Annotated in this window: 12 protein-coding genes and 2 tRNA genes; 9 read left to right on the top strand and 5 right to left on the bottom strand. The window is 62.6% G+C overall.

Translation table 11 applies throughout. The features are described from left to right. Nucleotides 1-17 precede the first annotated feature (17 nt). Nucleotides 18-659, bottom strand: coding sequence for an EF-hand domain-containing protein (locus tag EP837_RS09820; RefSeq protein ID WP_066526926.1), 642 nt, complete (start codon nt 657-659; stop codon nt 18-20). A 64-nt stretch (nt 660-723) separates the two neighbouring features. Here EP837_RS09820 and EP837_RS21865 point away from each other — a divergent pair, with 64 nt between their 5' ends. Next, on the top strand, nt 724-846 hold the full coding sequence (locus tag EP837_RS21865) for a hypothetical protein (protein ID WP_257784356.1): 123 nt from the start codon (nt 724-726) through the stop codon (nt 844-846). Between the two features lie 10 nt (nt 847-856). Here the strand turns inward: EP837_RS21865 and EP837_RS09815 are convergent, their stop codons facing one another. From EP837_RS09815 to EP837_RS09805, 3 genes are all read right to left on the bottom strand, one after another. Continuing rightward, the gene (locus EP837_RS09815; RefSeq protein ID WP_066526925.1) at nt 857-2,074 is read right to left on the bottom strand and encodes an argininosuccinate synthase; all 1,218 of its coding nucleotides are present in this window, start codon (nt 2,072-2,074) and stop codon (nt 857-859) included. A 157-nt stretch (nt 2,075-2,231) separates the two neighbouring features. Next, nucleotides 2,232-3,197, bottom strand: coding sequence for a hypothetical protein (locus tag EP837_RS09810; RefSeq protein WP_066526923.1), 966 nt, complete (start codon nt 3,195-3,197; stop codon nt 2,232-2,234). Nucleotides 3,198-3,365: 168 nt separating this feature from the next. Next, on the bottom strand, nt 3,366-3,653 hold the full coding sequence (locus EP837_RS09805) for a DUF4169 family protein (RefSeq protein WP_443019110.1): 288 nt from the start codon (nt 3,651-3,653) through the stop codon (nt 3,366-3,368). A 127-nt stretch (nt 3,654-3,780) separates the two neighbouring features. Here EP837_RS09805 and EP837_RS09800 point away from each other — a divergent pair, with 127 nt between their 5' ends. From EP837_RS09800 to EP837_RS09770, 7 genes are all read left to right on the top strand, one after another. Beyond that, a complete protein-coding gene (locus EP837_RS09800; RefSeq protein ID WP_066526921.1) occupies nt 3,781-4,704 on the top strand; it encodes a LysR family transcriptional regulator in 924 nt (307 codons plus the stop codon). A 139-nt stretch (nt 4,705-4,843) separates the two neighbouring features. Then, entirely contained in the window at nt 4,844-6,955 is a 2,112-nt protein-coding gene (locus tag EP837_RS09795) for a TonB-dependent receptor (protein WP_066526920.1), read from the top strand. Between the two features lie 97 nt (nt 6,956-7,052). Further along, a complete protein-coding gene (locus tag EP837_RS09790) occupies nt 7,053-8,168 on the top strand; it encodes a DUF47 family protein (RefSeq protein ID WP_066526918.1) in 1,116 nt (371 codons plus the stop codon). A gap of 156 nt (nt 8,169-8,324) precedes the next feature. Continuing rightward, a complete protein-coding gene (locus EP837_RS09785; protein WP_066526917.1) occupies nt 8,325-9,326 on the top strand; it encodes an inorganic phosphate transporter in 1,002 nt (333 codons plus the stop codon). A 384-nt stretch (nt 9,327-9,710) separates the two neighbouring features. Continuing rightward, nucleotides 9,711-13,874, top strand: coding sequence for a DNA-directed RNA polymerase subunit beta (gene rpoB / locus EP837_RS09780; protein WP_066526915.1), 4,164 nt, complete (start codon nt 9,711-9,713; stop codon nt 13,872-13,874). A gap of 75 nt (nt 13,875-13,949) precedes the next feature. Then, nucleotides 13,950-18,206, top strand: a complete 4,257-nt coding sequence (gene rpoC / locus EP837_RS09775) for a DNA-directed RNA polymerase subunit beta' (protein WP_066526914.1) — start codon at nt 13,950-13,952, stop codon at nt 18,204-18,206. A gap of 215 nt (nt 18,207-18,421) precedes the next feature. Continuing rightward, a tRNA-Gln gene (locus EP837_RS09770) sits at nt 18,422-18,495 on the top strand. 446 nt (nt 18,496-18,941) lie between these two features. On the opposite strand, the gene EP837_RS09765 is transcribed toward EP837_RS09770, so the two are convergent. Further along, a tRNA-Thr gene (locus EP837_RS09765) sits at nt 18,942-19,017 on the bottom strand. A gap of 185 nt (nt 19,018-19,202) precedes the next feature. On the opposite strand from EP837_RS09765, the gene EP837_RS09760 reads away from it, so the two are divergent. After that, nucleotides 19,203-20,477, top strand: coding sequence for a PAS domain-containing protein (locus EP837_RS09760; protein ID WP_066526913.1), 1,275 nt, complete (start codon nt 19,203-19,205; stop codon nt 20,475-20,477). The last annotated feature ends 257 nt before the right edge of the window (nt 20,478-20,734 follow it).

Here is a 20,734-nt window from a genome sequence, read left to right as displayed (position 1 = left end):
CCACCCTTCGCTTGCGGTCAGTTCTTCGGGCTTGCGTCGGACCCACGGCGGGCCTGCCACGCATCACGCATGGCCTCCCGCGCGGCCTTCATCTCGTCGGCGGTAACAAAGCCGTCCTTGTTCGCATCGGCCTTGTCGAACATGGCGAGCGGTCGCGCCAGGAACTCGGCGCGGGTCACCACGCCATCCTGCATCGCCTCGCCCCTTGCGCCGCCGCGACCGCGGAACATCATCCCGCCGCCAAAGCCATGGTCGCCGCCGCGCCCGAAACGATGCCCGTCGCGTCCACGCGGCCCGTCTCCATCCGGGCGACCCTGATGTCCGGCGGCGAACTCCGCCTTGCTGATCTGGCCGTTGCGGTCACGGTCGAGCGCCGCGAAACGCTCGTCCAGCCGGGCCCGACGGCGCATCTCACGATCTTCCTTGGTCAGCTTGCCGTCGCGATTGGCATCCATCTTGACGAAGCGCGCATCGAGCGCGGTCGTCAGTTCGGCCTTGCTGACCTTCCCGTCCTTGTTCGCATCGGCCATGGCGATCAGACCGCCGTTGCGATCATGAGGCCCGCGATCGCCCGGCTGCGCCAGCGCCAGATGGGACGCGGCCAGCCCGCCAACGAACAGCGCGCCGAGGGCAACCGTGCCCATATATTTGCGGATCATCTAATATCTTCCTTCCAAGGGTGACGAACGGCAGCGCCGTCCTTGGAACCCTTATGAGGAAGACTTGTCCCGCAACTTTGTCATGTCACGCAGGATTGTGTCGCAATTTGTAACGCCCGTCGTCCCAGCGGAAGCCGGGATGACGGGAGACGACATCGCCCAGGACCTCAAGCGCGCGCCCGAATGACGGATCAGCCTCAGCCGTCCCGCCGCCCCAGCAAGCGCAGCCGCAGCGCATTCAGCTTGATGAACCCGGCCGCATCGCGCTGGTCATAGGCACCCGCATCATCCTCGAACGTCACGACCTTCTCGCTGTAGAGCGAATAGGGCGACTTGCGCCCGACGACATAGACGCCGCCCTTGTACAGCTTCAGCCGGACGGTGCCTGTCACCTTCTCCTGGCTATGGTCGATCGCCGCCTGCAACATCTCGCGCTCCGGCGAGAACCAGAAGCCGTTATAGATCAGCTCTGCATATTTGGGCGCCAGTTCATCCTTCAGATGCGCCGCGCCGCGATCAAGCGTCAGCTGCTCAATGCCCCGGTGCGCGAGGTGATAGATGGTGCCGCCCGGCGTTTCATACATGCCGCGCGACTTCATGCCGACGAAGCGGTTCTCGACCAGATCGAGCCGCCCGATGCCATGCTTGCGGCCATATTCATTGAGCGTTTCCAGCAGCGTCGCCGGGCTCATGCCCACGCCGTTGATCGCCACGCCATCGCCCCGCTCGAAATCGATCGTGATATATTCGGGGGCGTCCGGCGCATCCTCCGGGTTGACGGTGCGCGAATAGACATAATCCGGGGTTTCTTCCCACGGATCTTCCAGCACCTTCCCCTCGGACGAGGTGTGCAGCATGTTCGCATCGGTCGAAAAGGGGCTTTCGCCGCGCTTGTCCCGGGGAATAGGAATCTGGTGCTGCTCGGCGAACTCGATCAACTTGGTACGGCTGGTCAAATCCCACTCGCGCCACGGCGCGATCACCTTGATGTCGGGCGACAATGCATAATAGCCCAGCTCGAAGCGGACCTGGTCATTGCCCTTGCCGGTCGCGCCATGCGACACGGCGTCAGCGCCCACCATCTTCGCGATCTCGATCTGCCGCTTGGCGATCAACGGCCGCGCGATCGATGTGCCGAGCAGATACAGCCCCTCATACAGCGCGTTGGAACGCATCATCGGGAAAACATAGTCTTTGACGAACTCTTCGCGCAGGTCGTCGATGAAGATATGCTCATCCCTGACGCCCATCAGCTTGGCCTTCTGCCGCGCGGGCTCCAGCTCTTCGCCCTGACCCAGGTCGGCGGTGAAGGTCACGACCTCACAATTATAGGTCTGCTGCAGCCACTTCAGGATCACGCTTGTGTCGAGCCCTCCTGAGAAGGCAAGGACAATGCGGTTGATCTTATCGGACATGGTGGAGCGGCCTTCCTTCAAACTGGCGCGAAATTACCGGCGCGCCGGTATCAGGGGTGGGCTCCAAGTGCAACCGAGTCGAGAAAAAGCAGGCGAGCAAAAGGGCGACGGTGAAAGCCGCCGCCCGTTCACTGGTTGATGGCCAAGGCCATGGCGTTCAGCGCGTCTGCGGCTTGAACCCCATCTGACGGCCCCGGTCGCCGCCCAGCCTGTAAACCGTCTGCATCTTCGGCTCGGCATGGATCGTCTGCGGCGGTACGGGCGCGGCGGTTGGCGTATGCAGCGCGGCATCCCCCCGTTCCGCCTGGGCGAGCAGGAAGCGCGCCCGCCGCATGCGTTTGCTGTGCGTGAGGAAGGGATTTTCCGGACTTGGCCGCGCGGCGGCCATGGCTTCCAAGCTGCCAATCTGCGGCGCCCGCTTAGTCGGCGTATAAGCAGCAGCCGGAGCGCGCTGTACCACAGGCTCCACCACTGGAACTCGCTCCGTCACCACCGGCTCGGCGGCGACAGGAGCGGTCGGTGCAACAGCCAAAACCTCCTCATCGGTGCGGCGGCGGCGGAAGGCGGCCGCGCCTCCCAAGCCCAATAGCAGCAAAGCGCCGCCGCCCAGCGCCCAATAAAGCGCCTCGTTCGGCGCATTGCTGGCCGTCGCAGGCTGCTCCTCCACTGGAGGCGCTACCGGCGCGGCTTCGCGTGCGGTCGGGCCCACCGTCTCCACCGGCGCGGGAGCAGGATTAGCCTGCTCTCGCTGCGCTGTAGGAGCGGGCGTTGCCGCCTCACGCTGCGCACGGGCTGTCGGGCTGTGGGCCGCCTTTTGCCGCTGAGGCTCGGCCCGGCGCTCGACACGTTTTGCCGGCGCCTCCGTTGACGCAGACGCGGTTTCAGCTTGCGACGCTGCAACCGCCGCAGCGATCCTCTCATCAACCGATTGGGTCGGCTGAACCACCGGCTGAGACGGGACGATCACAGGCGCTGACGCAGGCGGCGATGCGGCCATGACTTCCGCGGGGGCAGATGCTGCTGGAGCGGCCGCTTCCTGCGCGTAAGAATAGGTGGGACCAATGGCCAGAACAGCGGCAATCGCGGCACCGGCCGGACGAATATATTGGCTATATCTTCTCATAGTCAGAGCTTAACCGACGAAGCGGACAATCCACCTCAAACTCATGTTAATCTTTGAGATAAACCGACGCAGCAGTCCGGCGGATCGTTTCCTACAAAGTCTATATGAATGGCTGTTAATCTACCGATATAGCCATAGGCCAGTCAGGTCTGCTTACTGACACCACCATTATTCAGTTTCGTCTTTTCCCAATTCGCGACGAGCACCCTTAAGCTGCCGCTCCAGCCGTGCTTCTTCCTGAAGGCTTGCCTGCCGCTCCGGCTTCGTCCGCCCGAACTTCGCGCGATTGGCCGCAGCCGCCTGCTCCTTATCCGCCCGCGCCTTCGCTTTTCGTGCCTGCCTGAAGTTGATGATGTCGGCCATGCCTGCTCCCTTATGCAGCAGTCCTGCTAAAAGGACGGTGAGCGGGTAGCGGGCATCGAGCCCGCCCCGCAAGGTGAGGCAGCCAGTGCTCACGATGGAGCGATGCCTGATCTCCAGATTGAACGCCTGCAAGCATTTTACCGGCTTCGGCAATATCAGCAATGTCGCGAGCGCGAAGATGGCGCTTAACCCGGCGCGGTAATTGCACTATCACCCCGGCATGGCCAAACCCTCTCTGCGCCAACTGGACATATTCGCGCAGATGGTGGTGGCTGGCGGCATCTCGCGCTGCGCGCGCGACCTCGGTCTGCCGGTCGAGGAGATCGCACAAGATATTGCGTCGCTGGAAATGCGCCTGGGCTATCGCCTGTTTGAGGATCTTCCCGAACGCAAGCGGCTGACCCCTGCGGGCCGCAAGACGGCCGAGGCCATGACCCTGCTGTCCCAGGACCAGCCGGAAAGCTGGAGCCTGGATGAGCCAGCGCCAGAGGCCAGCGAGCCGCCGCCCGCCATTGAGCGCTCCGCCCCGCGCCAATCCATCACGCTCGCCGCTCCCGCTCCGGTTTTCGGGCATTTTCAGGAGGCGCTTGCAGCCTTCGAGGCGGCGAACGATGACGTCGCCATCACGCTCGACCTCTCCATTCACCTGGCCGAGGAAGCACGGCGCGCGCTGGATCAGGGGCGCGTTGATATCGCCTATTTCTTTGCCCTGGGCGAACCGCCCGAACTTCCCTCCCGCTATGGCTGGTCGGAGCAGATCAATCTGTATGCGGGAACCGATCATCCCCTGGCCCGCCGCGACTGCGTCACGCCCGAAGAATTGCGGATCAGCCCCACGCTCGCGATGGAGCCGCACAACGCCCTGCGCCGCATCATTGACGCGGCGTTCGAACGGGACGGGATCAGCATAGGCGCGCCGGTCATCGAAACCGACAATATGTTCGATATCATGACCATTCTTCGCGAAGGCGCTGGCTGTTTCGCGGCTTTCGGCCCGCTGGCGCGCGACCTTGGCCGAATGTCCGGCATTCGCCGCCTAGCGCTGGAACAGCCCCTGCCCGCGATTGAGGTTCGCCAAGCCATCGCGCCCCAGGCAGAGGCGAACTCGGCCGTCGCTGCCCTAGCCGAATTCCTCTTTCTCTGAGCTAGAGCAGCCTCACTCCCCACGACAAAGCGAGCCTCGGCCACGGCGCCCGGAGCAACGCCGCATACAAAATATATTGTTATGATATATCATTTTGGTTACGGGAGGGCCAAATCTCTTTCATTCAAGGATTTCCTTCATGATTTCGCCTCTGCCGCTGCTCCGCGCCGGTTGCGCTGTCGCCGCGCTCTGCCTCGCCTTCCCCGCCGCCGCACAGGCCACCGCGACACAGCTCCAGGGCTATCATGACCAACAATCCGACATCATCGTCACCGCCATCGTTCCGCGCCGTCAAGGCGACATCCTGTCAGGCACCTCCGTCATCGCGGGAGCAGAACTGACCCGCGCGCTACGCCCGACGATCGGCGATACGCTAGCGCATCAGCCCGGCGTTTCGGCCACCTCCTTCGGCCCTAACGCCTCCCGTCCAGTCCTGCGCGGTTTTCAGGGCGAGCGGGTGCGCATCTTGACCGACGGCATCGGCAGTTTCGACGTATCCAACACCTCGGTGGACCACGCGGTCGCGATCAACCCGCTCACCGCCGACCGGATCGAGGTGCTGCGCGGCCCCGCTGCGCTTCTATACGGTTCGTCCGCGATCGGCGGCGTAGTCAATGTGATCGACAGCCGCATCCCTCGCCGCGTGCCCGATGAGCCTGTCCATATCGACGGAATCGCCACCTATGGCAGCGCCGCCAACGAGCGCACCGGATCGGCGGAGATCGAGGCTCCGATCACGGACAAGCTGGTCGTCCATTTCGACGGCAGCTATTCCAGGAGCGCTGATCTCGACACCGGCGCCTACATCCTAACCCCAGCCCTGCGCGCCCAGGCGGCGGCGAGCGGCGACCCCGCTATCGCTGCTCTGGCTGACCTACGCGGCAAGCTGCCCAACAGCGCCGCTCGCAGTTGGGAAGTGGCCGGCGGTGCCGGGCTGGTCACCGACGGGGGTAACCTCGGCTTTTCGGTGGCCCATACCGACAATCTTTATGGCGTTCCCGCGCGCTATTCACTGGAGCCCGGATCGGAAACCGAGCAGGTCCGGCTGCACATGAAGCAAGACCGCGCCGACCTGCGCGCTGAATTGCCGGTCAACGGCGGCATCCTCGAATCCATCCGTCTGCGCGCCGGCTTCGCTGATTATCAACATCAGGAAATCGAAGAATCCGGCGCGGTCGGCACCACCTTCTACAATGAGTCGATCGAATCCCGGCTTGAACTGGTGCAGGCAAAACGCGGCGGTTGGGACGGCGCGGTCGGAGCCCAATTTTTCGCCCGCAATTTCCATGTCGAGGGCGAGGAAAAATTCCTGCCGCGCAACCGAACCGAGCAGCTTGGCTTCTTCACGCTGCAATCGCTGGACTTCGGCACCACGCGGATCGAACTGGGCGGCCGATATGAACATAGCCAGGTGGAAGCGGATGCCGACGCGACGCTGTTCAACCCCGCTTATCATCGCAGCTTCGACGCCTTTTCGGCCTCCATCGGCGCGAGCCAGGAAATCACGCGCGGCTGGCGGCTGGGCCTGAACCTGGCCCGGACCGAACGCGCGCCCTCTGCCGAAGAATTGTTCGCGCGCGGCAATCATGCGGGCACCCAGGCGTTCGAACTCGGCAACCCCGACTTCGGCCTTGAAAAAAGCTGGGGCGTCGAAGCAACGCTGCGGGGCCAAGGCACCGGATACAACTTCTCCCTGTCCGCCTATCACAACTGGTTCAACGGCTATATCTACGACGCCCTCGTCAATGACTCCGCCTGCATGGCGGCGAATGGCGGCGAGCCACTCGACTTCCCCTGCTTCCAATATGCCCAGGCGGACGCGCGCTATCTTGGGTTCGAGGCCGAAGCCTCGATCAAGCTGGGTGAGGTCGGTGGATACAAGGTCAATCTGGACGGCATGGCCGATTATGTCCGCGCCACCATCACCGGTTCCGGACCCGCCCCGCGCATCCCGCCGCTCCGCCTGCTGGGCGGGATCGAGGCCCAGGGCGATCGGCTGACGCTTCGCGGTGAGATCGAACATAGTTTCGCGCAAGACCGGACGGCCGCCACCGAGACCCGCACTGACGGCTTCACTCTGGTCAACGCATCGCTGTCGTTCAAACCGCTCAAGGGGAATGACCGCACGACCATCAGCCTGTCGGCCAACAATATCTTCGATGTGGAGGCGCGGCGGCACGCCAGCTTCCTCAAGGATTATGCGCCGCTGGCTGGGCGGGACATTCGAGTGACCGCGCGCCTATCGATCTGATCAACCTTGTTGATTGCGCCATGTGACGTTTTCGTTACAAGGCGCTCATGGAACAGGGGCGATCGACAACAAGCGGGGCTGTGGGGGCGGACTGGTAATGCGCCAGATCGCCGCGCTGCCCTATGCCACCGGCCCCGATGGTTCGATGCGGATCCTGCTGATCACGTCGCGTGAAACACGGCGCTGGGTGATCCCGAAAGGCAACCCTATCAAGGGCCTGGCCGGTCACCGCGCCGCCGAAGTCGAAGCCTTTGAAGAAGCGGGCATTCACGGCATCGCCTGCCCTGCTCCGTTGGGACGCTACCGTTATGACAAGCGCCGCCGGAAGGGCGGCTCCCGCGAAGCCACGGTCGAAGTTTTCCCCCTTGCAGTCACCGGCCAGTTGTCGCAATGGCCCGAGCAGGGGCAGAGGGAACTGCGCTGGTTTCCGGTCTCAGAGGCCGCGAAGGCGGTCGATGAACCCGATCTTCAGACCATTATCGCGGCCTTTCGCGAACCGCCGCGTGATCCCGGCTGGTTCATCCGAATGCTGCTGCGGGTCAAGGAATGGCAAAGCGAAAGGACTGGAATGCTGCGGTGGTTTCACGCGCTGATGCCCAAGCAGGGGCGCTTCTTCGAACAGTTCGAAGATCATGCAGACACCCTTGTTGCGGGCGCTGATGCGCTTGCGAAGCTGCTGAAGGGCGGCCCGGACATGGATGCGCACATTCAGGAGATTTCCGCGCGCGAACATGAGGCGGACGACATCATCCGCGAAGTGCTGCAGGACGTTCGCCGCATCTTCGTCACCCCCTTTGACCGCAGCGCCATCACCGGCCTGATCGGCGTCATGGACGACGCCATCGACCAGATGAACCAGACCGCCAAAGCCATCGCGCTGTTCGAGGTCAAGGAATTCGCGCCGCAAATGCAGGACATGAGCGCGCTGATCGTCGAATGCGCCCGCATCACCGCCGAAGCCATGCCGCTGCTGCGTTCGCTCAATCTCAATTCCGTGCGTCTCCATGACCTCACCGAACGGCTGGTGAAGTTGGAAGGCCATGCCGACATCCTGCACGAAGCGGGCCTTAAGGCGCTCTACAATCAGGCGCGTCAGGGCAACCCCATGGACTTCGTCGTTGGCAATGAAATCTACGCCCATCTGGAGAAGGTGACCGACCGTTTCGAAGACGTCGCCAACGAAATCTCCGGCCTGGTCATCGACCACGCTTGATGCAGGACTTCCATCTTACCGTTCGCTCTGAGTAGGGCCTGAGCCTGACGAAGGCTCGTATCGAAGGGTGGGCGCAACCTCTCTTTCAATACACCGCCTCGACAAACTCAGCGGCTCTCAGGACGAACGGGATTTGAAGGATAGACATTAGTTTTTATGGAAGCCCATCTCGCCTTCCCGCTGCTCGTCGCCCTGATCGGCATCGCGCTCGCCTTCGACTTTTTGAACGGCCTGCATGATGCCGCCAATTCGATCGCGACGATCGTTTCGACGCGCGTGCTGAAGCCGCAATATGCGGTGGCTTGGGCGGCTTTCTTCAATTTCATCGCCTTCCTTTTCTTCGGCCTTCATGTGGCTGAAACCGTGGGCAAGGGCATTGTCGATGCCAGTATCATAGATCCGCAGGTGATCTTCGGCGCGCTGATGGGGGCCATCGCCTGGAACCTCATCACCTGGGGGCTCGGCATCCCCTCCTCCTCCAGCCATGCGCTCATCGGCGGGCTGCTGGGCGCGGGCACCGCCAAGGCGGGCCTTAGCGCCGTCGTGTGGACCGGAGTCTTCAAGACCAGCGCCGCCATCGTCCTCTCGCCTGCCATCGGCCTTGTCCTGGCGCTGCTGCTAGTGCTGATCATCAGCTGGGTCTTTCGCCGCTTCACGCCGCAAGGCGCCGACCGCGTCTTCCGTAAGCTCCAGCTCGTCTCGGCGTCACTTTATTCGCTCGGCCATGGCGGCAATGACGCACAAAAGACGATGGGGATCATCGCCGTGCTGCTCTATTCCCAGGGCATGCTGACCGGCGGCTTTCACGTTCCCTTCTGGGTTGTGATTTCCTGTCAGGCGGCGATGGGCCTCGGCACATTGCTCGGCGGCTGGAAGATCGTCCATACGATGGGATCGAAGATCACCCGGCTCACCCCGGCGCAGGGCTTCTGCGCGGAAACCGGCGGAGCGATGACGCTGTTCCTGGCGACGCATCTGGGTGTACCGGTATCGACCACCCACACCATCACCGGCGCTATCGTCGGCGTCGGCGCGTCGCGCCGCTTGTCAGCGGTGCGCTGGAACGTAGCCTCCAGCATCGTTATCGCCTGGGTTGTGACGCTACCCGCCGCTGGCGTGATCGGCGCGGCTTTCTACTGGCTCACGCGCCTGTTCTGACCGACGGCTGCAATTCTAGATGCCGGCTGGCCCAGAGCCATCAGGCGGCACGGCAACAATCTCAATCATCGGAGGGCACACCCCTTCACAAAGGGCTGTGCCAGTTCTATATGGCTTCTTGGAAATCCGGCACTCGTCATCCTTCCGGTATGATGAGCGCCGTCCCCCGGATCGCCCGGGGACCGGTTTTGATTAGCGCGCGAAACTGGCGGGATTGGGCGGAAAACGGCGGGTCACAAAGTGCTGACAGTGCGGATCGGACAGTCCCGGCCCGCACTTTTTTGCGTGGCAGCGGAAGGACGAATCACCCCTTTCGCTTGCTCCGTCAGGCTGAATTTTCGCTGTGATGCGAAAAAATGCGACGAACAACAGGCAGGATACGCAATGGCGACCAAAGCTCTCCCCCCGATCAGCAACACCGGCGCGAAGAAGCGCATAAGGAAGGTGTTCGGCGACATCCACGAAGTGGTGCAGATGCCGAACCTGATCGAAGTTCAGCGGGAGAGCTATGAGCAGTTCCTTCGCTCCGACCCTTCGATCGGCTATGTCTCGGGCCTAGAAAAGACGCTGCGTTCGGTCTTCCCGATCCGCGATTTCGCTGGCACGGCCGAAATGGACTTCGTCCATTATGAACTGGAAGAGCCGAAGTACGACGTTGAGGAATGCCGTCAGCGCGGCATCACCTATGCGGCGCCGATGCGCGTCACGTTGCGCCTGATCGTGTTCGAAGTCGATCAGGACACCGAAACCCGTTCCGTGCTCGATATCAAGGAGCAGGACGTTTACATGGGCGACATGCCGCTCATGACGCAGAACGGCACCTTCATCGTCAACGGAACCGAGCGCGTCATAGTGTCGCAGATGCACCGCTCGCCGGGCGTGCTGTTCGACCATGACCGTGGCAAGACCCACTCCTCGGGCAAATATCTGTTCGCCGCGCGCGTAATCCCCTATCGCGGTTCCTGGCTCGACTTCGAATTCGACGCCAAGGACATCGTGAACGTCCGTATCGACCGCAAGCGCAAGCTGCCGGTCACGGCCCTGCTCTATGCGCTCGGCCTGACGGCTGAGGACATGCTCGGCTATTTCTATAACAAGGTGACCTTCGTCCGTGGCGAAGGCGGCTGGCAGATCCCTTACACCGCCGAAGCCTGGCGCGGTCAGAAGCCCGCTTTCGACATCGTCGATGCCAAGTCGGGCGAAGTCGTATTCGCCGCCGGTCACAAAATCTCGCCCCGCGCCGCCAACAAGGCGGAGAAGGACGGGCTTGAGACGCTGCTGATCCCGACCGAGGAAGTCTATGGCCGCTACAGCGCCTATGACCTCATCAACGAGAAAACGGGTGAAATCTACATCGAGGCCGGTGACGAAGTGTCGCCGGAAAATCTCGAAAAGCTGGACAAGGCGGGCATCGACCGTCTCGAACTGCTCGATATCGACCATGTCACCACGGGCCCCTGGATCCGCAACACGCTCAAGGCTGACAAGGCGGAAGAGCGTGACCAGGCGCTTTCCGACATCTATCGCGTCATGCGCCCTGGCGAACCGCCGACGAAGGAAACGGCGGAATCGCTGTTTGCCGGTCTGTTCTTTGATCCGGAGCGCTACGATCTTTCGGCCGTGGGCCGAGTGAAGCTCAACATGCGCCTCGACCTCGATGCCGAGGATACCGTCACCACCCTGCGCGTCGAGGACATCCTCGCCGTCGTCAAGGAACTGGTGAACCTTAAGGACGGCAAGGGCGAGATCGACGATATCGACAATCTCGGCAACCGCCGCGTCCGCTCGGTGGGCGAACTGCTGGAAAACCAGTATCGCGTCGGCCTTCTCCGCATGGAGCGCGCCGTCAAGGAGCGCATGTCGAGCGTCGATGTGTCGACGGTCATGCCGAACGACCTCATCAACGCGAAGCCCGCCGTGGCCGCGGTGCGCGAGTTCTTCGGCTCCTCGCAGCTCTCGCAGTTCATGGACCAGACCAACCCGCTGTCGGAAGTCACCCACAAGCGCCGCGTATCGGCGCTCGGGCCGGGCGGTCTGACGCGTGAGCGCGCGGGCTTCGAAGTCCGCGACGTTCACCCGACGCACTATGGCCGTATCTGCCCGATTGAAACGCCGGAAGGCCCGAACATCGGTCTGATCAACTCGCTCGCCACCTTCAGCCGCGTCAACAAGTATGGCTTCATCGAGACGCCTTACCGCAAGGTGATCGACGGCAAGGTGACCAACGAGGTCGTCTATCTGTCGGCGATGGAAGAGGCCAAGCACACGATCGCGCAGGCCAACGCCGAGCTGAACGAAGATGGCACGCTGGCTGAAGACCTGATCTCGGCGCGTGAAGCGGGCGAATTCCTGATGGCGCCCCGCGACCACATCACCCTGATGGACGTCAGCCCCAAGCAGCTGGTGTCGGTCGCGGCGTCGCTGATTCCGTTCTTGGAAAACGATGACGCAAACCGCGCGCTCATGGGTTCGAACATGCAGCGCCAGGCGGTGCCGCTGGTCAGTGCCGAGGCGCCGTTCGTTGGTACCGGCATGGAAGGCACGGTGGCTCGGGATTCCGGTGCCGCCATCGCCGCCAAGCGCGCTGGCATCGTGGATCAGGTCGATGCGACCCGTATCGTCATCCGCGCGACGGGCGATATCGAGCCCGGCCAGTCGGGCGTCGACATCTACACGCTGCAGAAGTTCCAGCGTTCGAACCAGGATACCTGCATCAACCAGCGTCCGCTGGTGAAGGTGGGCGACCTGATCGAAGGCGGCGACGTGATCGCCGACGGCCCGTCGACCGAGTTCGGCGAGCTGGCGTTGGGCCGCAACACGCTCGTCGCGTTCATGCCCTGGAACGGCTACAACTATGAAGACTCCATCCTGATCTCCGAGCGGATCGTGAAGGATGACGTCTTCACCTCGATCCATATCGAGGAGTTCGAGGTCATGGCCCGCGACACCAAGCTGGGGCCGGAGGACATTACCCGCGACATCCCGAACGTCGGTGAAGAAGCGCTGCGCAACCTCGACGAGGCGGGCATCGTCTATATCGGCGCCGAAGTGGAGCCGGGCGACATCTTGGTCGGCAAGATCACCCCCAAGGGTGAATCGCCGATGACCCCGGAAGAAAAGCTGCTCCGCGCGATCTTCGGTGAAAAGGCCAGCGACGTGCGCGACACTTCGCTGCGTCTGCCGCCGGGCGTCGCCGGCACGGTCGTTGAAGTGCGCGTGTTCAACCGTCACGGCATCGACAAGGACGAGCGCGCCATGGCGATTGAGCGGGAGGAAATCGACCGTCTCGCCAAGGACCGTGAGGACGAACGCGCCATCCTCAACCGCGCGACCTTCAACCGCCTCCAGGAAATGCTGCTCGGCCAGACGGCCACGGCTGCTCCCAAGGGCGTCAAGAAGGGCGTCGAAATCGACGACGCCCTGCTGGGCGAGGTTGAGCGTCATGAATGGTGGAAGTTCGCGGTTGCGGACGACCAGCGTCAGGCTGGCATCGAAGCCGTCAAGGCGCAGTATGACGAAGCGGTGAAGCTGATCGTCGAGAAGTTCGAAGATCGCGTCGATAAGCTGCAGCGCGGCGACGAGCTGCCCCCGGGCGTGCTGAAGATGGTCAAGGTCTTTGTCGCGGTGAAGCGCAAGCTGCAGCCGGGTGACAAGATGGCCGGCCGTCACGGCAACAAGGGCGTCATCTCGCGCATCCTGCCGATCGAGGACATGCCGTTCCTCGAAGACGGCACCCATGTCGATATCGTGCTCAATCCGCTGGGCGTGCCATCGCGCATGAACGTCGGGCAGATCTTCGAAACGCATCTCGGCTGGGCCGCGCGCGGCCTTGGCCAGCAGCTCAAGCATGCACTGGAGGAATGGCGCGAGGCCAATCCGAACGCGCAGGGCGGCGAGATGCCGGACGCGGTCAAGACCCGCCTGCTGGAGACCTATGGTCCGCAATATGCCGACCAGATCGAAGGCCGCACCGCGGATCAGATCGTCGATCTCGCCGAGCATCTTGCGCGCGGCGTGCCGATGGCGACCCCGGTGTTCGACGGCGCCCGCGAAGCCGACGTATCGGCGATGCTGGAACTGGCGGGCCTGCACTCTTCGGGCCAGTCGGATCTTTATGACGGCCGCACCGGCGACCGTTTCGACCGCAAGGTGACTGTCGGCATCATTTACATGCTGAAGCTGCACCACTTGGTCGATGACAAGATCCACGCACGTTCCATCGGCCCCTACAGCCTCGTCACCCAGCAGCCGCTGGGCGGTAAGGCGCAGTTCGGGGGCCAGCGCTTCGGTGAAATGGAGGTGTGGGCGCTCCAGGCATATGGCGCTGCCTATACCTTGCAGGAAATGCTGACGGTGAAGTCGGACGACGTCGTAGGCCGTACCAAAGTCTATGAAGCGATCGTCAAGGGCGACGACACCTTCGAAGCCGGCATCCCCGAAAGCTTCAACGTGCTGGTCAAGGAAATGCGCTCGCTGGGCCTCAACGTCGAACTCGCCGCTATGGACGAGATCGAGGACGACGACGGCTTCGCGCAGGCGGCGGAATAAGAGTTGCGGGGCGCTGCTTCGGCAGTGCCCTCCTCCTTCGCCCCAAAAATTTTACCCTCTAGAGGGAATGACAAGATGAACGAACTGACCAACTTCGCGAACCCCGTCCAGAAGGCGGAAACCTTCGACCAGATCCAGATCGGCCTCGCCTCGCCCGAGCGCATCCGCAGCTGGTCCTTCGGCGAGATCAAGAAGCCGGAAACCATCAACTATCGCACGTTTAAGCCCGAGCGTGACGGCCTGTTCTGCGCGCGCATCTTCGGTCCGATCAAGGATTATGAGTGCCTGTGCGGCAAGTACAAGCGCATGAAGTACAAGGGCATCGTCTGCGAAAAGTGCGGCGTGGAAGTGACCGTGTCAAAGGTCCGCCGCGAGCGTATGGGCCATATCGAACTGGCCGCGCCCGTCGCGCACATCTGGTTCCTGAAGTCGCTGCCCTCGCGCATCGGCCTGCTGCTCGACATGCAGCTCAAGCAGCTGGAGCGCGTCCTTTACTTCGAAAGCTACATCGTTACCGAGCCGGGTCTGACTCCGCTGGAGAAGTTCCAGCTTCTGAATGAAGATGAGCTGCTCGACGCGCAGGACGAATATGGCGAGGACGCCTTCTCCGCCGGGATCGGCGCGGAAGCGGTCAAGCAGATGCTGATGGACCTCGACCTTGAGGGCGAGAAGCAGGCGCTGCTCGACGAACTGGCCGTCACCAAGTCGGAACTGAAACCCAAGAAGATCATCAAACGGCTGAAGGTCGTCGAGAGCTTCCTGGAATCGGGTAACCGTCCGGAATGGATGATCCTGGACGTTGTCCCCGTCATTCCGCCGGAACTGCGCCCGCTGGTGCCGCTGGACGGCGGTCGTTTCGCGACGTCGGACCTCAACGACCTCTATCGTCGCGTCATCAATCGTAACAACCGCCTGAAGCGCCTCATGGAGCTGCGCGCGCCGGACATCATCGTCCGCAACGAAAAGCGCATGTTGCAGGAAGCCGTCGACGCCCTGTTCGACAACGGTCGCCGCGGCCGCGTCATCACTGGCGCGAACAAGCGTCCGCTCAAGTCGCTGTCCGACATGCTCAAGGGCAAGCAGGGTCGCTTCCGTCAGAACCTGCTCGGCAAGCGCGTCGATTATTCGGGCCGTTCGGTCATCGTGACCGGGCCGGAACTCAAGCTGCACCAGTGCGGCCTGCCCAAGAAGATGGCGCTCGAACTGTTCAAGCCTTTCATTTACGCCCGTCTCGACGCCAAGGGGCTCTCGATGACCCTCAAGCAGGCGAAGAAGTGGGTCGAGAAGGAGCGCAAGGAAGTCTGGGACATCCTGGACGAGGTGATCCGCGAGCATCCGGTCATGCTGAACCGCGCGCCGACGCTTCACCGCCTCGGCATCCAAGCGTTCGAACCCGTGCTGATCGAAGGCAAGGCGATCCAGCTGCACCCGCTCGTCTGCTCGGCCTTCAACGCCGACTTCGACGGTGACCAGATGGCCGTCCACGTCCCGCTCTCGCTGGAAGCCCAGCTGGAAGCGCGCGTGCTGATGATGTCCACCAACAACATCCTCTCGCCCGCGAACGGCAAACCGATCATCGTCCCCTCGCAGGACATGGTATTGGGTATCTATTACCTGTCCATGGAGCGCGAAGGCGAGCCGGGCGAAGGCATGCTGCTGGCTGACATGCAGGAGGTCCACCAGGCCCTCTATGCCAAGGCCGTAACACTGCACTCGAAGATCACCAGCCGCGTGCCGCAGACCGACGAAGCCGGCAATCAGTATATGAAGCGCTTCGAGACCACGCCGGGCCGCATGCTGCTGGGCGAATGTCTACCCAAGAGCCACAAGGTGCCCTTCGACGTCGTTAACCGCCTTCTCACCAAGAAGGAAATTGGGGACGTCATCGACCAGGTCTACCGGCACACCGGCCAGAAGGACACGGTGCTGTTCGCCGACGCCATCATGGCGCTGGGCTTCCGCCACGCCTTCCAGGCCGGCATTTCGTTCGGCAAGGACGACATGGTCATCCCCGACTCCAAGGAAGGGACTGTCGCGGAAACCAAGGCGCTGGTGGCCGACTATGAGCAGCAATATCAGGACGGCCTGATCACCCAGCAGGAAAAGTACAACAAGGTCATCGACGCCTGGAGCCGTTGCGGCGACGTGGTGGCGAACGCCATGATGGACGAAATCCGCGCGCAGCCCAAGGACCCGCAGACCGGCCGCATGGCCCAGATCAACTCGATCTACATGATGGCGCACTCCGGTGCCCGTGGTTCGCAGGCACAGATGAAGCAGCTCGCCGGCATGCGCGGCCTGATGGCCAAGCCGAGCGGCGAGATCATCGAAACGCCGATCATCTCGAACTTCAAGGAAGGCTTGACGGTTCTCGAGTACTTCAACTCGACCCATGGCGCCCGTAAGGGTCTGGCCGACACCGCGCTCAAGACGGCGAACTCGGGTTACCTGACCCGTCGTCTGGTCGATGTGTCGCAGGACTGCACCGTCGTCGAGGAAGATTGCGGCACCGACAAGGCGCTGGAGATGAAGGCCATCGTCCAGGGTGGTTCGGTCATCGCCTCGCTCGGCGAACGTATCCTGGGCCGCACCACGGCTCAGGACATCGTCGACAGCAAGGACGGTACCGTCATCATCCCGATTGGTACCCTGCTGGACGAGCCGATGATCGCCCAGATCGAAGCGATCGGGACGCAGGCCGTGAAGATCCGCAGCCCGCTGATCTGTGAAAGCCGGATGGGCGTGTGCGGCAAGTGCTACGGCCGTGACCTTGCCCGTGGTACGCCGGTCAATATCGGTGAAGCGGTCGGCGTTATCGCGGCGCAGTCCATCGGTGAACCGGGTACGCAGCTCACCATGCGTACCTTCCACATCGGCGGCGCGGCGAACTTCAACGAAACGTCGAACCTGGAAGCGCTGGCTGACGGCACGATCGAACTGCGCGACATGCCGACCATCACCGACAAGAACGGCCGTCGTCTGTCGCTCGCCCGCAACGGCGAGATCGCGATCATCGACAGCGAAGGCCGCGAACGCGAAACGCACCGCCTGCCTTACGGCGCCACCATCCTGTTCGCGGATGGCGACGCGGTTAAGAAGGGCGATCGCTTCGCCGAGTGGGACCCCTTCACCATGCCGGTGATCACTGAAAAGCCCGGTATCGTGAAGTATCAGGACCTGATCGACGGCAAGACGCTGACCGAGCAGACCGACGAAGCGACCGGCATCGCCCAGCGCGTCGTCACCGAGCATCGCGGTTCCGCCCGCACCAAGGAGGATCTGCGTCCCCGCCTCACCCTGCTCGACGACCAGTCGGGCGAAGCCGCTCGCTACATGCTGGCGGTGGGTGCGACCCTGTCGGTCGATGACGGTGCCCAGGTTCAGGCTGGTGACGTGCTGGCGCGTGTCTCTCGCGAAGCTGCGAAGACCCGCGACATCACCGGCGGTCTGCCGCGCGTTGCCGAGCTGTTCGAAGCCCGCAAGCCCAAGGACAATGCGATCATTGCCAAGGTCTCGGGCCGCGTACAGTTCCTTAAGGACTACAAGGCGAAGCGCAAGATCGCCATCAATCCCGAGGATGGCGGCGAGCCGGTCGAATATCTGATCCCCAAGAGCAAGGTGATCGACGTTCAGGAAGGCGACTATGTGAAGCGCGGCGACAACCTCATCGGTGGTTCGCCCGACCCGCATGACATTCTGGAAGTGCTCGGCATCGAGCCGCTGGCCGAATATCTGGTCGCGGAAATCCAGGAAGTCTATCGCTTGCAGGGCGTGAAGATCAACGACAAGCACATCGAGACGATTGTTCGCCAGATGCTGCAAAAGGTCGAGATCATCGAGTCCGGCGACACCACCTTGCTGGTGGGCGAGCAGGTCGATCGCGAGGAAATGGACGAGATCAACGCCAAGCTTCCCGCCGGCTACCAGCCTGCTGCGGGCAAGCCGGTGCTGCTCGGCATCACCAAGGCTTCGCTCCAGACCCGTTCGTTCATCTCGGCCGCGTCCTTCCAGGAAACCACCCGCGTCCTCACGGAAGCGGCGGTTCAGGGCAAGAAGGACACGCTGGTCGGTCTCAAGGAAAACGTCATCGTCGGCCGCCTCATCCCGGCGGGCACCGGCGCTGGCATGAACCGCATGCGCGTCGCCGCCTCGTCGCGTGACGCCGCCATGCGGGCCGCTCTGCGGGCTTCCAGCCAGGTCGATTTGATCGCGCCCAAGACGGCCGCTGAAGAGCATGCCGCCGAACTGGCGCAGGGTCCGGAAGCGGCGATCGGCGACGATCCGCTGGGCGTTGTCCAGGGTGAGGACTTCACCACCCAGGACCTCGACTGAGACCTTTGAAATAAAGGGCGCCGCTCCCTACATCAGCAGCGGCTCCCAAGCCCATCGATCCTGCATGGGAAGATGAAAGAGCCCGCCGGACGCGACAGCATGTCCGGCGGGCTTTTTCATGGCCCAAGGGGCGGATTTTTCCGGCGCAAGCCCCTTGACCAGCCGGTCCAACCAGCCTATCTGCGCGCTTCCGATGCGGGTGACACCCGCCTTGGTGCCCGATCCTCTAATGGTAAGAGAGCGGACTCTGACTCCGTCAATCAAGGTTCGAATCCTTGTCGGGCATCCAGATTTCTCTCGACCTCTCATTCACGTCGGCCTTGAGCGAGAAGTTTCTCTGCTCGGTACCTGCCTTGCGCTGTTCGTAACAAGGCTGCCGCAGCGACGGTTTTCTTCTAAAGAAGTAGGACGTTCCCCTACACTCGGCGGGCCAAATCCATCTTTCGACGGATTCTACCTCTCACTGATTCCGCATGCCGAACGACATATTGCAGCGGCCAAAGCTGCCGCTAAATTCCCTCCAAATCAAAAGGAGGGGTCGTGACAAGCTTGGTAAGAAAAGCACTCCGCGCGTTCAGCCGTCGCCGTCAAATTCGCCAGCGGCTGGAACAAATCAAGCAGGAAAGCGGCCCTTCTGGCGGCCGTACATTCACCATCAGGATTTGAATGCGCGGCGAAGCATGCCGCACCGCATGGGTAGGCCTGCCTCATTCCGTTCCGAAATGTCAGAAATCGTGGTGCCGCTTACAGGACTCGAACCTGTGACCCCCGCATTACGAATGCGATGCTCTACCAACTGAGCTAAAGCGGCGCTCGGGGGCCAGATAACAGCGGTTGATGCGCAGGACAAGCGGGCAATGCATCCTCGCGCATCACTTTCGCAAAGCCCTCGCCAAGCGCCGTCATTCGCGCGATCGCTTCTTCACAGCATGTTTACCATCCCATGGCAGTGTCGATTCTCAGGAAAGCTTTTCTACTGGGTTAAGGACCGGCCGGATGGACACTCTGCGGGGGCAGGAAATCTCCAACGAACAGGATGATTTCGATTATGCCGATAACGGGGCGATCGAAGCGCCGCCCAGTGTCGGCTCCGACGAGCGGCGCATGCAGGTCCGCGCCTATAATTATTGGGCGTCCCTGCTCAGCGACCGCGCGCTTCCCTCGATCGAGGACCTGTCTCCCGATCAGCTGGAAGATTTCGGTCCCAACAGCGTCCTCCTCGACTTCAGCACCGGTCTCGACAATCCTGCGGTCGTCTATCTCGGCACGGCGCTGCGCCGCGAGTGCGAAGTTACGGGGGCCATCCAGTTCATCAACGATGTGCCCTCCCGCTCGCTGCTGTCGCGACTGACCGACCATTATCTCCAGATCATTGCCAACGCCGCGCCGATCGGCTTCGAGGCTGGATTCGTCAACCAACGCGGCGCGGATATCCTCTATCGCGGCATCCTGATGCCCTTCTCCTCCGATGGGGAGACGATCGATTTCGTTTTCGGCGTCATCAGTTGGAAGGAATTGGCGAGCCAGGCGGTAGCGGACGAACTTGGCCGTGAGGTGGATGCCGCCCTGCGCAGCAGCGCTCAGCCACGCGATGTCGCGCCGATCTGGGCAGACGGTCCGGCTGCAGGTGAAGATGGCGATACGCTGGATCTTGCCGGCATGGAAAGCCCAGCAGAAGACGCCCCGCTTGCCGACTGGCTGGCTCTTGCCCGCGACGGCGCCGAACAGGCCCGCACCAGCGAAGCGCGCACCCACAGCGCGCTCTACCGCGCCATCGGCCTCGCTTATGACTTCGCGCTGATGACCGAAGCCGCCCCTGAGGACTATTCTGAGATGCTGGCCGACGCCGGGATCAAGGCGCAGGCGCGCAGCCCGCTGACCGCCGTGGTGAAGCTGGTTTTCGGCTCAACCTATGACAAGACGCGCATCACCGAATATGCGACCGCACTCGAACATGCGAAGGCTGCCGAACTTGGCCTCGGCGCGCTGGGCGATTATCTGGACCAATATCCCGGCGGTCTAAAGGCCCTTGTGCGCGATGAGCGCGCTCAGCGCCGCGCCGCCTTGCCCGACCGCCCGGACCCGCGCCAGAGCGCCCGCGCCGCGCTGAAGGCTGCCGCGCCGATCGACCCCGCGGCCATTCCCACCGACACCGATGGCCTGGCCGTCGTCATCGCCCGGCGTGAAGCCGACGGCACGATCGCGATCGTAGGCGCCCTGCCCGACGGTTCGGACCTCGGCCAGCGCGTCATCGCCGCCGCCGCAGGCTGATCCCCGCCGGATCGGCAGGAACGGCCGCCGCGCCGCGCCAGAACGGGATCATCCTCCGGGCTCGGCTGTTACGCCATGAGAACCGCTTCTCATGCCGCGCCCCATCATTTTATTTCGATCACACGTAACTTTATTTCCAACTCCATGTTGAGCCTTATCGGGCGGTAGCGCATAAGAAACGGTATAGCCGAGGAGTCGCATGGCGGCGTTCCAGCGTCTTCTCCGTTCAAGCAGAAGCGGGAAAATCCCGCACCGGG

It is taken from the genome of Sphingobium sp. EP60837, assembly GCF_001658005.1.
Taxonomy (GTDB): Bacteria; Pseudomonadota; Alphaproteobacteria; order Sphingomonadales; family Sphingomonadaceae; genus Sphingobium; species Sphingobium tyrosinilyticum.
This window is presented reverse-complemented; position numbering and strand designations above follow the sequence as displayed.

Excerpts from the sequence above, each read along its gene's own strand:
- EP837_RS09760 (WP_066526913.1), top strand. The coding sequence starts at position 19,203 with ATGGACACTCTGCGGGGGCAGGAAATCTCCAACGAACAGGATGATTTC.
- rpoC (WP_066526914.1), top strand. The coding sequence starts at position 13,950 with ATGAACGAACTGACCAACTTCGCGAACCCCGTCCAGAAGGCGGAAACC.
- rpoB (WP_066526915.1), top strand. The coding sequence starts at position 9,711 with ATGGCGACCAAAGCTCTCCCCCCGATCAGCAACACCGGCGCGAAGAAG.
- EP837_RS09810 (WP_066526923.1), bottom strand. The coding sequence starts at position 3,197 with ATGAGAAGATATAGCCAATATATTCGTCCGGCCGGTGCCGCGATTGCC.
- EP837_RS09790 (WP_066526918.1), top strand. The coding sequence starts at position 7,053 with ATGCGCCAGATCGCCGCGCTGCCCTATGCCACCGGCCCCGATGGTTCG.
- EP837_RS09785 (WP_066526917.1), top strand. The coding sequence starts at position 8,325 with ATGGAAGCCCATCTCGCCTTCCCGCTGCTCGTCGCCCTGATCGGCATC.
- EP837_RS09815 (WP_066526925.1), bottom strand. The coding sequence starts at position 2,074 with ATGTCCGATAAGATCAACCGCATTGTCCTTGCCTTCTCAGGAGGGCTC.
- EP837_RS09795 (WP_066526920.1), top strand. The coding sequence starts at position 4,844 with ATGATTTCGCCTCTGCCGCTGCTCCGCGCCGGTTGCGCTGTCGCCGCG.
- EP837_RS09800 (WP_066526921.1), top strand. The coding sequence starts at position 3,781 with ATGGCCAAACCCTCTCTGCGCCAACTGGACATATTCGCGCAGATGGTG.
- EP837_RS09820 (WP_066526926.1), bottom strand. The coding sequence starts at position 659 with ATGATCCGCAAATATATGGGCACGGTTGCCCTCGGCGCGCTGTTCGTT.